The organism is Pseudomarimonas arenosa (assembly GCF_014841215.1).
GTDB classification, from domain to species: domain Bacteria; phylum Pseudomonadota; class Gammaproteobacteria; order Xanthomonadales; family Xanthomonadaceae; genus Pseudomarimonas; species Pseudomarimonas arenosa.
In genome coordinates, this window is sequence record NZ_JACYTR010000031.1 from 38,702 (window position 1) to 50,532 (window position 11,831).

An 11,831-nucleotide genomic window follows, 5' to 3' on the forward strand; every position below is an offset into this window, starting at 1 on the left:
CGCCCCACGACGCTCTGTTGGCTGGGGGCGCCGGCACGCATTTCGCGTCGGTCGCCCCTCACTGCACCTTGTTTCCCTTTGATCAACGGAACCGATAGCGCAAACCCAGCATGTAGCGCGGGCCGGTCTGCGTGGCGTACAGCACCTGATTCGGATGCCGGCCGTGCGAACGCGTCGTTTCGTCGGTCAGGTTTATCGCTTCGAGGCTCAGCGAGAGCTTTTCGTTCCACTGATAGCTGACGTTCATATCAAGCTGACCGTAGGCCTCCACGTAGACTGGGTTGGGCAGCCCGGTGCCGTCGAATCGGCCAGCCAGGAATTCATCGCGCCAGTTGTAGGCGGCACGCGCCTGCCACGGTCCCTTGTCATAGAACAGCACCAGGTTGGCCGAGTCGCTGAGGCCTTCCAGGGCAAACTGCTCGCCCAGGCTGTAGTTGTCGTAGGTCAAACCCGAGTCAACGATGGTGTAATTGGCAGCGACGCCAAAACCCGAATCGCCGAAAGCGTGCTGGATGTTGAACTCCCAGCCGTCGAGTGACGCGGACTGCTGATTGGCCGGCACGGTGATGCGGAAGTTGGCAATCGGATCGCCTGGCTGACCGACAATCGTGCCGGTCTGGTTGCCGTTGGCATCATCCGGCCCGCGGGTCACGCCGGGCTGACCGTTGAAATTGAGGAAGATGTAGTTGCGAATGCAGGTCAGGTCGCTGGTCGCGCAACCGGACTGAACAGCGGCGTTGAAGTAGGCGCCACCTGCCGGCGTATTCAAGTTGAACGGCGTGGCATCAATGGTGGTCACACCGATGTAGTTGTCGATGTTCTTGCGGAAGTAACCCACCGCCAGATAGCTCGACTCGGCGTAGTACCACTCAAAGCTGAGATCGAAGTTCTGCGACTCCAGCGGCTTGAGCCCAGGATTGCCCTGCGCGCCACCGCCACCGTCGATGCGAACCAACTGGTTGATGGTCTGCCCGCCCTGGATATCACCCCAGCCCGGACGTCCGATGCTCTCGCCATAGCTGCCGCGCAGCAGCATCTGGTCATTGAGATGCAGCGCGAGGTCGAGGTTGGGCAGGAGGTAATCATACTTGCCGGTCAGAGTGGTGAAGTCCGGATCGGCAAATTGCACTGAGAACTCGTTGTTGGCCACCCAGGTAATCGACGTCGCCGTCGGCACCAGCGCGGTCGAGGTGACGTCGGTCTCCTCGTAGCGCACGCCTAACGCGATATCCAGCGGCATGGCCATTTCCCAGGTGGTGCTCCACTGCAGATAGGCGCTCTTCGACTCTTCGTTGACGCGGCGGTCAGTGGTGAAGTCCGGCGAGACCAGATACAGCGAACCGTCGCCGGCCGCCTGCGCCGCCAGATCACGCACCGTACGGAAATCCCAGGTGAAGAACTGGTTGAAGAGGTTGGGGTTACCACTGCCGTTCATGCTACGGAAGTAGTGCCGGATCGAATCCGGAATCCAGACGCTGTCAGGGTAATCGCCGGCATTGGTGGCGCCCCCCCAGGTGTCCCGCTGCACGTTGGAGAACGCCGAGCGATTGTCGACGTCGGTAAGCGACACGCCGAAGTCGAGCCGCGAATAGTCCTCGAACTGGAACGTGCCGCGCGTCTGATACTGCTCCACCTCCGCCTTCATATAGCTGTTGCGGAACGAGGAACCGGTGACCAGCATGCCAGCCGGATCAATCGCGGTCATACCGGGCGGCAGATCCACGCTCAGCACCGGGAAGTCCTGAGTGAAATCGACCGTGGTCGTGCCGCGGAAGAAGCCGGCCGTGCCGATCACGCTATTGCTGCCGAACGGGCTGTCGGCGCCAGACTCAGCGGTCGACTTGTGAACATCAAACGCCAGGCTAAGCTGATCGGTCACGTCCCAGTCGAGGTTGAATCCAAGTGAGTCGTTCTCGTTCCTGGTGGCGAAATCGGCGCCCCCCATTGCCAGGTCACTGGTGGCCGGCACGATGATTTCGGAGTAGACATTGGGCGCTGCAACCGGCCCATTGGTCCAGGAACTGGCCGAGGGCCCGTAGTTGAACCACACCGACAGCTCATTGCGCTGCTGCGCCAGCTTGAGCTCAGAGTAGGTGTAGTCGAGCGTTGCGGTCACATTGTCGACCGGCTGGTATTGCAGCACCAACTGACCATTGGTGCGTTCGCGCTGCAGCCCGTTGACGCTATACACGAGGTTCTGCGGCACCGAGTAGATGTCGGTGGGACCCGGCCTGTTGGTGATGTTCTCCGAACCTGGAGTGCCCGGCTGCGGAATGGTGCCCCAATTGTTCTCGTCGCCGCGGAAGGCTCGCCAGCCGTTCGGAACAGCCGCCTGGTTGTAGCCAAGATCACGCTCCTGGTAGCTGCCGGTTACGGCAATACCGAAGCGCCCGTCGGCGAATGTGTTGCTGAAAATGCCCGACACTTCCGGCGTCCAGGTGTCACCTTGCAGGGCGTCCGGCAGGTTATCGACCGAGGTATCCATTACGCCTTTCAGGCCGATGTTGGCATGCAGGCCCGGGTTCTCCAGCGGCTTGGCGGTCTTGATATTGATCGTGGCGCCAATGCCACCGGTCGGTGTGCTGGCGCGACTGGTCTTGTAGACCTCGATTTCGGCAATGGCCTCGGAGGCCAGGTTGGCGAAATCGAACGCACGCGAATTGGACGGGCCAGTTTCCTGAATGCTGGAGGCCGGCATCTGCCGGCCGTTCAACAGCACCAGGTTGAAGTCCGGCCCAACACCGCGCACCGTGACCCGCGCACCCTCACCGATCGAGCGATCGATCGACACACCGCTGATGCGCTGCAGCGATTCGGCGAGGTTGGTATCCGGGAACTTGCCCATGTCCTCAGCCACGATGCCGTCGACCACGCCCTGAGAATCGCGCTTCAGATTCATTGATGACGCAAGACTGCCGAGGATGCCCTTGACCTCGACCGCGTCGAGTTCGGTGGCCTCGTCATCGGACTTGCTGTTGTCGGCCTGGTCTTGCGCCCAGCCGGGCTGTGCCATGGCAAACAGCAGAGCTGCGGTGAGCAGATGCCGTTTCGGTGGCGTTTGTCGTGCCTTCATGCGATTTCCTCCCCTCGCGTACGTGTGCTGCATGCGGGTTGTGCAGACTTAGCCCCTGACCCAAGATCGCCGCGTGGGGGCATTGCACGCTTTGATGACAGCGTTGTCAACTGCGGTTGAAAAAAACCGCTCTCGACAAGGCTCATGATTGAGACTCGACCGTTCATGCCAATGACTCAGGGCGCCGACGGACACTTCACGACGCGGTCAGCGCCGACGCCGAGAGCGATACGCGACAGCGCCAGGTCGGTAGCGCCGCTGCTTTGAATGTGAAACACGGTGGTGACGTCGTCGACGATCGGCGCCGTTGCAGGGCAATGGACGGGCACCGCAATACTTAGCCACTCATTCGGCTTGAAGCCGCGCAGCTCGGCGCTGATATCGATAGTTTGCTGACCGATGCCCACGCGCAGGGCACCTTGCGGCGCCTCTGACACCTTCAGGGTGACCACCAGAAATGGCGATTCCTTGCTGAGCGCTGACAGGGCAATGGCCGTCGTGGACCGAAGTTCGGCGCTGCCGCCCTGCGAGCGAAACACAAAGCGTCGAGCGTCTTCCTGGGCGGTGTGATCCGTCGCCAACATGCGCACTCCGGCGACCAGATCGAGGCTGGGCAGCTGCGCCACCGCCAACGATTCGCCTTCCGAATTCGCCAGCCACCAGCGCAATCCATCGGCCTCGGCACCGCGCGCAAAGAACAGGCCCGACTGGCTGGCGGCAGCACTGACGCCTGGGAGTTCGCTGAGTTCAGGCAAGTCCGCGGTCTGCCCGTAGGACAGGCCGAAACCCAGCGGGAACAGCGGATCGTAATCGTCTTGACCCGCATTGAGCGGCGACTGCGCCGCGCTGCGCGGCCAGGAGAACGGCAGTCTGCCTTCGAAGGCATAACGTGGCTTTCCATCGCCGTCGGAGAACAGCACATCGGCAATGCCGCCGCCTTCCGAACCGGGCAGCCAGGCGGCCACGAACGCATTTGACGCGTTCAGATGCGGATTCACCCACATCGGTCGGCCGCTGAGAAACACGGCCACCACCGGGATACCCGCGGATTTCAGCGACCGCAGCAACTGCAGATCTTTTGGCGCATCGAGCTGATAACCAAGATGCGGCACATCGCCGATGAACTCGGCATAGGGGTCTTCGCCAAACACCACCACGGCGACGTCCGGGCGTTGCTCGTAGCGCCCCTCGACCGACAGCTCGGCCTCGCCGCCGGCCGCTTTGACCGCGGAGCGAATGCCCTGCCAGATCGACTCGGCATTCGGAAAATCTTCGGTCTTGGTGCCGGTGCCTTGCCAGGTCAGCGTCCAACCACCGGACTGCTTGCCGATGTTGTCAGCACCGTCACCGGCGACCAGCACGCGCTGCCTTGGCGACACCGGCAGCAGTCCGCCGTTGTTCTTCAACAGCACCAGCGAGCGTCGAACCGCCTCGCGAGCCAGCGCGCGGTTCTTGTCGCTGCCCAGCAAATCAAACTTGCCGCCCAGCGCGCGCGACGAGGGCGCCCCGGCCTCGAACAGACCGAGGCGCAACTTAACACGCAGAATACGCCGCACGGCGTCATCCAGCCGCGCTATCGCAATCGCCCCGGAACGCACCTGGGAAAGCGTGTTGTCATAGACGTCGCGCCAGCTGTCCGGCGCCATGAACATGTCAACGCCTGCATTGAACGAAGCAGCGCAGCTTTGATTGCTGCAGCCTTTGACCTCTCCATGGCCGTTCCAGTCCCCCACGACGAAGCCATCGAAGCCCAGCCGCTGCTTCAGCACCTCAGTCAGCAGGCTGTAGTTGCCATGCATCTTCTGGCCGTTCCAACTGGAAAACGAGGCCATCACGGTTTGAGTGCCGGCCTGCAGCGCAGCGATGTGGCCGGCGCCGTGGATATCGCGCAGCTCCGCTTCGCTGACGCGGGTATCGCCCTTGTCATGGCCTTCGAACGTGCCGCCATCGCCGATGAAGTGCTTGGACGACGCAATGACGTGTTTTTGATCCAGGAACCCATCGTCGCCGATGCTGCCCTGCAATCCCTGCACTACCGCTGTGGCGTAGCGCGCGACCAACGCGCCGTCTTCGGAATAGCCCTCGTAGGTCCGGCCCCAGCGATCATCCCGTGGCACGGTCACGGTCGGCGCAAAGGTCCATTCGAATCCGGTGCTGCGCAGCTCTTCGGCCGTGGCTGCGGCGATTCTCCCAACCAGCTCGGCGTCATTGATCGCGCCAAGACCGATGTTATGCGGAAACAGGGTCGCGCCCACCACGTTGTTGTGGCCATGCACGGCATCGATTCCGAGCAGCACCGGAATCACCGGGCCGCCGTCGTTGCGGTTCACCGACGCCTGGTACAGCGCATCGGCCAGATCCAGCCATTCTTTGGCCGACGCGTTGTAACGCTTGCCCGGCTCGGAGTTGCCACCGGCCAACACCGAACCGAGCCGGTAGAGCTGCAGATCAGCAGGGCTCAGGCTGTCCAGGTCGCCCTGCACCACCTGCCCCACTTTGTCTTCCAAGGACATCCGTTGCAGCAGCGAGTCAATGCGTGCTTCCAGTGCCGCATCGGCCGCAATCGGCGACTTCAATGCTGGCCACGCCTCTGGATTGGCGGTCGACTCGGGGCGCGGCCCCTGATCGGCCGCCTGGGCGCCGGTGCAAACCACGAATGCGGTGCAAGCCACCAGCGCGGCCGAACGTACCCGGTTCGATCCCAATGAATTCAATGCATTGGCGCCGCACGACTGGTTCCAAAACCGCATTGTGCCCTCTCCCAAGCGTGTTGGATTCGTACCTGGTCGGTGCAGTTGCACCGGCCGGAGTGGATTATTGCACCCATATTGACAGCGTTGTCAATTGTCAGGCCTACTCTGCTCCCACTTGGCCCGATCGAAGGTGCATTCGAATGCGCTCACCTCTCGCCCTGGTTGCAGACATTGGCGGAACCTACGTCCGCTTCGGGTTGACCCAGGCTGGCGCGAGGCCGCCGCTGTTGGCCGACAGCGTTCGTCAGCTCACCATCGGCAACTTCGAATCGCTGTCGCAGGCCGCCGAGTTTTACTTCGCCGAAACGGGACTGGGCATTTCTGAGCGCCCTGGCACGGCCGTCCTTGCGGTGGCCGGGCGCGTCGAGGGCGACATCGCGCAGATGACCAATCACCGCTGGCGCATCGATGGGCGCGCGTTCGCCTCTGACCTGAGCCTGCGCTCGGTGCAGCTGATCAATGATTTCAGCGCCCAAGCCCTTGCCGTGGAATGGATGCAAGCCTCGGACCTTGCCCAGGTGGGTCAACCGCCGGGCGTGGCAACGCGTGAGCCCAACGCCACGTTTGCCGTGCTTGGGCCCGGCACGGGACTGGGCGTGAGCGCGCTGCTGCGTCGCCACGGGGTCAGCCTTCCGCTGGTAACAGAGGGTGGGCATGCGGCCTTTGCCCCGTCCAACGCCGAAGAAGTGGCCATTCGCGACCTGCTCGCCGAGCGCTTTGGGCGAGTGTCCTATGAGCGACTGTTGAGCGGCAGCGGCCTCGTGAACATCTACCAAGCCTTGTCGCAGCTTCATGGCCGCCCAACTGGCAGCCTTGAGGAGCCGCGACAGATTCGCCTCGCGTCACGGGATGGCAACGCCCTCGCTTCGCGCGCCGTGCAGGTGTTCTGCTCAGTGTTCGGCGCGTTTGCCGGCGATCTGGTGCTGACGCTCGGCGCCTGGGATGGCGTGTACTTAACGGGCGGCTTAGTTCCAAAGCTGCTTGAAGAGCTGTGCGAACCAGACTTTCGCACTGCATTCGAGGCCAAGGGCCGTTTTTCTGAATCACTCGCCAGAGTTCCGACCCTTGCCGTGCTGCATCCTCAAGCAGGCTTGTTGGGCGCCGCAGGCTGGGCGATTCGTGACGAATCGGTAGCGATGCACACGACAGCTGCCAGCGCCTAGTGTAATGTCGCATAAATTACATTCATAAATGACGTATACTTTTCCGGGCTTGGTTGCGGGAAACGCTGATGGGCCGATTGCGCGCGGATGGTGAGATTGAGCTCTTCGTAACCCGATACAACGCTGACGCAACCCCTTTCCAGTGGATCGCCACCGCCGACTCAATCTTGCAAAAGATCGCGCGCCTTGCGAAACGTATTTCTGCGACAGGACACTAGCGCGCAAAAATGCGGCGTCACACGCCGGATTCGGTCATCTCAGTCGCCTGCCGACGAGGCTCGCTCACCGAGCAGCTGGCGCTTCAGCATGATTGCCAGCACGATCAAGACGATCACCCCAATGATCAAGATCAGCAGGAAGGTCGCGCCCAGCGCGAACAGGGTGAACGCCATGGTGATCACGCCATCGCCCGCAATGCTGCCGGCACACCGAACCGGCGATGCCCACTGCGACAGGTTGAACACCTGGCTGAGCAGCGCGGCAGTCACGACCGTCAGGACACCCGCCTTCACCACCGCCGAGGTACCCCTGAACATCGTGCTCCATCCGCCGCGATAGGCGAGCAGCAGCAACAGGCAAAGCAACAGACCGATCCACAGCACATCGGAGAATTGGGTAAACAGCCAAACCGGCGCCAGCAAGGCGCCGAAGGGTTCTGCTCAAGAAAGCCCTCCCTACCTATTCAACCCACAACGGAATGTTGGCGTGAGCGGCGTTCCGGTTTCCGTCGACCACCCAAACGAACAGCCGATACGGCCCTCCACGCTTCGGTGCGCGCAAGGAGGCGGAACCCGGCGTTGTGGCACGTACTGCGCCGCGCACCGGCGCAGGCTGAGTTTCCCGATCGCCGCCGGTCGAGCGTGCCTGACTTTCGTGCCGCAACTCCCACTTGAAGGTCAGGTCGCCGCGTTCCGGATCGACCGCCCGCACGCTGACCGGATAGGTCTCACTCGACCGCAGGCGAACGCTGTTGCCAGCCGTTCCGCCGTTGACCCGCAGGTCGGCAATCGTTGGGCTGAGATTGCTGGCCGGCGCCCCGGTCCACAGCATCTGCATCACGTCCACGGCCTCGGTGGCCTCGCCATCCGGCGTGAAGAGGCCGTACCAACTCGGCGTTCGTTCCTGCTTCTGCCCCCACAGGAATACGAACGAGCCCAAGCCATTTCGGCTATCGGCCAGAATATTGCGGATGTAGCGTGATCGCAGCAGGGCCGCCTTGACCGAGCTATCGGGCTCAATCGGCGCGCCCCACGCGGTCTTCGGCACTTCCCAATGCCCCGTAGTGCCCCACTCGGTGATGAGATACGGCCCAGTCCAGCCTGCCTGACGCAGCGAATCCGGCATCGCTTCGATATCGCCATACAACTGCACCGCGATCGCATCGAGATGCGGCGCCCGCGTTTTCAGCTGCTCTATCAGCGTTGCGTCAAAACCGGCCAATGGCGTGAGCACCGGATGATGCGGATCAAGCTCGTGGATCATCTGAGCGATCTCGTCGACCGCGTTCCATACTCGCGGGTTGGTGGCTTCGAGGTTGAGCTCGTTGCCAACCAGCCACAGCAGCAGCGCCGGGTGATGCTTCAGTCGCTCAACCTCGCGTCGAACCCGCGCCTTCTGCCGAGCCACCGCCTTCGCGTCATCGTAGTCGAATCCGTGGCGTTCACGTGCAACGTCGATTCCCATCGCCACGAACAGGCCGTTTCGTTGCGCGCGATCGAGAACTGCCTCGCCGCGCTCGCGACCGTTGTCGACTCGCCAGGTGCGAAACGCGTTTCCACCCCGGGCGGCCAGCGCCCCGACGTCACCGTGCTCAAGCCCGGCGCCTTGAACATGGAATGGCACGCCGTTGACCCAAAGGCGAGAACGCCCGTCAACTTGCCGAATCTCGACCTTCGACGGGCCCGCAGTGTCTTGCTGACGAGCGCCGGCCTGCGCCGCGAGCGCGCCGCACAAGCTTGCCAACATCGCCGCAGCGGCCGACCACCAGCCTGGGTAGACCTTGCTCATCACCGGATGCTCAGGTCGCCGGGTCTTTCAGGAACAGACGGCGGTAGGTGTAGCCAAAATAGAGAATGAAGGCATAGCAGACGATCGGCAGATAGAACGACATCTGCACGCCGAACCGGTCCGCCAGTGCGCCCTGTGCAAACGGCACGATCGCGCCGCCGACGATCGCCATGCACAACACGCCCGACCCCTGCCCGGTGCGCACGCCCAGGCCATGCACGGCCATCGAGAAGATGGTTGGAAACATGATCGAGTTGAACAGGCCAACAAACAGGATCGCCCACATCGCCACCTTGCCTTCGGAGAGCACGGTGAGCAGGATCAGGGCGATGGCACCACTGGCATTGAAGGCCAGAATCTTACCCGGCGAGGCATAGCGCATCACCGCAAAGCCGATGAAGCGGCCGACCATCGCCAAGCCCCAGTAGTAGCTGACATAGGTGGCCGCCTGCGCCGCCGGCATCGCACCGATGTGCGGCTCTTCAATGAAATTGACCAGGAAGCTGCCGATCGACACTTCGCCGCCGACATAGAGGAAGATCGCTATCGCACCCAACAGCAGGTTTCGATGGGCGAAGATCGAGCCGGTGGGTGCGGTCAGCGCCGATTCGGCGGCATGTTCGACTTTCGGCAGGCGGGCGAATGCAAACAACAGCGCCAGAATCAGCAGCGTACCGGCCAGCAGCAAATAAGGGCCCTGCACGGCGGCGGCTTCAGCTGCACGGTGCGTCAGGCGCTCGGCTTCAGTCATCAGCTGGAGTTGTTCATGGGTAACAACAGCGGTGCCGCCTAGAATCAGCAGCCCGCCAAACAGCGGCCCCACCGTGGTTCCCAGGGAATTGAAGGCCTGCGTCAGTGTCAGTCGACTCGATGCCGTGCTTGGATTGCCCAGCAAGGTAACGAACGGATTGGCGGCGACCTGCAGGATGGTGATGCCCGCAGCCAGCACGAAGAAGGCCAGCAGGAACACCGCATAGCCACTGGTCGCGGCGAAGTAGAACATGCCACAGCCGCTGGCGGCGATCAGCAGGCCGGTAACCGCGCCGCTCTGGTAGCCGATCCGTTTGACCAGGCCACCGGCCGGCACCGACACGACGAAATAGGCGCCAAAAAAGCAGAACTGCACCAGCATCGCCTGCACGTAACTCAGTGTGTAGACGCTCTTTAGATGTGGAATCAGAATGTCATTCAGCGAGGTGAGCATCCCCCACATGAAGAACAGAATGGTCACGATCACCAGCGATCGGACATTGCTTTGATCCGCCCCCTGGGCCATGCCCGTGGGTGCGGCTGCCGAGAACTGCGCCATGCACTGCCTCCCTCTGTTGCGGTGTTCAAGCCTGACTGGCGCTCCATTCTGCGCCAAGCCAGAGTCAAATGACAGCGTTGTCACACGAGTCTGAGTTTGTGAAATAATTTGCCCCCAGGGACACCACCGCCTTTGCACGGGAGCGCCATGGCACCGCGGGTACGGATTGAGGACGTCGCCGAGGCGGCTGGGGTATCGATGAAGACCGTCTCTCGCGTGCTGAATTGCGAGCCGAATGTGCGCGAGCAGACGCGCGACCGCGTGATGCAGGCGGTCGAGGCCTTGAACTATTCGCCACACATGTTCGCCCGCAGCCTGGCCGGCAATCGCACCTACCTGATCGCCCTGCTATACAACAACCCTTCGGCCAACTACATGATGGGGGTTATCTCCGGCGTGTTGGCAGGCTGCGAAACTCAGCAATACAACATGCTGCTGTGCCCAGCAGAATTGGAGGATGACCGCCTGCTGCGCGGCGTCGAGTCACTGGTCGCCCGGTCGCAGCCAGACGGCGTCATCCTGACCCCTCCGCTGACCGACAGTCCGGCCTTGCTTGAGCGCTTGAAACAGCTCGACATCCCTTATGCCAGCATATCGCCGCGCAATCAGCAGGACTGCATCTGCGTGGCGATGGACGAGCCACTGGCGGCACAGGAAATGGTGCGCCATCTGGTACAGCTGGGTCACCGGCGGATTGCCCACATCATCGGCCACCCTGCCCACGGTGCCAGCGACTGGCGCCTGCAAGGCTATCGACGGGGCCTGGAAGAAGCCGGTATCGCCGTCGACCCTGAACTCGCCGTACCAGGCGAGTTCTCCTTCGAGTCGGGAGTGGCAGCCGCGCGAACACTGCTGGACCTGCCGACGCCGCCAACGGCAATCTTTGCCGCCAACGACGACATGGCGGCGGGTGTCATTCAAGTCGCTCTGCAGCGCGGTCTGCGCATCCCTCAAGACCTGTCGGTATGCGGCTTTGACGACACCCCAATGTCTGAACAGGTGTTTCCATCGATGACCACGATTCATCAGCCCACCGATGAAATGGGGCGCCTGGCAACGATCGCCCTGCTCTCCTCGCTCCGCCATAGCGAGCCGCCCGCTTCGTTGCGTGTGCCGCACACCCTGCGGCTCAGGCAATCGAGCGGTCCGGTTCCGGGTTAACCTTCGACACACGTGGCCCGCGGTCGCCGGCCTTTGCCTGAAGGGTCGTGCCGGATCATCCCCCTCATGCTTGAGGGTACAGATGCTGATCAATTGCCAAGAACTCGCTGCGATGACAAGAACGTGTTCTGCAACCGCGTCCCAGTTGATGCCTTCAAGGAAGAGGCGGCACAGGCCTAACCCGGATATTTCAGGCTCTGTTGAATTCTGAGTGGGTAAGTTAGGTAGCATGCGGGTTAACAGCTCGGAAGTTGAGCTTGCCCGCGATCAAGAAGATGACGGTGCGGATCGTGTCGAAACGAGAGAATCCGCGAGCCCGGCGTTTGGCAGCTTGGAAGAGTCCGTTGAGGGCTTCGAGAAAGCCG

At 62.2% G+C, this 11,831-nt stretch carries 7 protein-coding genes and 1 pseudogene; 2 read left to right on the plus strand and 6 right to left on the minus strand.

Features of this window, described 5'->3' with window-relative positions:
- Positions 1 to 82 precede the first annotated feature (82 nt).
- Together IFO71_RS13790 and IFO71_RS13795 are read right to left on the minus strand one after the other, a co-directional pair.
- Complete coding sequence (locus tag IFO71_RS13790; protein WP_192030224.1) at positions 83 to 3,073, minus strand: TonB-dependent receptor; 2,991 nt, start codon at positions 3,071 to 3,073, stop codon at positions 83 to 85.
- A 176-nt stretch (positions 3,074 to 3,249) separates the two neighbouring features.
- Complete coding sequence (locus IFO71_RS13795; RefSeq protein ID WP_225444638.1) at positions 3,250 to 5,823, minus strand: glycoside hydrolase family 3 protein; 2,574 nt, start codon at positions 5,821 to 5,823, stop codon at positions 3,250 to 3,252.
- 143 nt (positions 5,824 to 5,966) lie between these two features.
- Between IFO71_RS13795 and glk the strand changes: the two genes are divergently transcribed.
- Positions 5,967 to 6,989, plus strand: coding sequence for a glucokinase (gene glk, locus IFO71_RS13800; RefSeq protein WP_192030225.1), 1,023 nt, complete (start codon positions 5,967 to 5,969; stop codon positions 6,987 to 6,989).
- A 257-nt stretch (positions 6,990 to 7,246) separates the two neighbouring features.
- On the opposite strand, the gene IFO71_RS13805 is transcribed toward glk, so the two are convergent.
- The 3 genes from IFO71_RS13805 to IFO71_RS13815 all read right to left on the minus strand — a co-directional run bounded on the left by IFO71_RS13805 (position 7,247) and on the right by IFO71_RS13815 (position 10,305).
- On the minus strand, positions 7,247 to 7,561 hold the full coding sequence (locus IFO71_RS13805) for a hypothetical protein (RefSeq protein ID WP_192030226.1): 315 nt from the start codon (positions 7,559 to 7,561) through the stop codon (positions 7,247 to 7,249).
- A gap of 106 nt (positions 7,562 to 7,667) precedes the next feature.
- On the minus strand, positions 7,668 to 8,996 hold the full coding sequence (locus IFO71_RS13810; protein ID WP_192030227.1) for a glycoside hydrolase family 2 TIM barrel-domain containing protein: 1,329 nt from the start codon (positions 8,994 to 8,996) through the stop codon (positions 7,668 to 7,670).
- A gap of 10 nt (positions 8,997 to 9,006) precedes the next feature.
- Complete coding sequence (locus IFO71_RS13815) at positions 9,007 to 10,305, minus strand: sugar MFS transporter (protein ID WP_225444639.1); 1,299 nt, start codon at positions 10,303 to 10,305, stop codon at positions 9,007 to 9,009.
- Between the two features lie 147 nt (positions 10,306 to 10,452).
- Here IFO71_RS13815 and IFO71_RS13820 point away from each other — a divergent pair, with 147 nt between their 5' ends.
- Entirely contained in the window at positions 10,453 to 11,466 is a 1,014-nt protein-coding gene (locus IFO71_RS13820; RefSeq protein ID WP_192030228.1) for a LacI family DNA-binding transcriptional regulator, read from the plus strand.
- A 220-nt stretch (positions 11,467 to 11,686) separates the two neighbouring features.
- Here the strand turns inward: IFO71_RS13820 and IFO71_RS13825 are convergent.
- A pseudogene (locus IFO71_RS13825) lies at positions 11,687 to 11,831 on the minus strand (ISL3 family transposase); the annotation flags it as partial.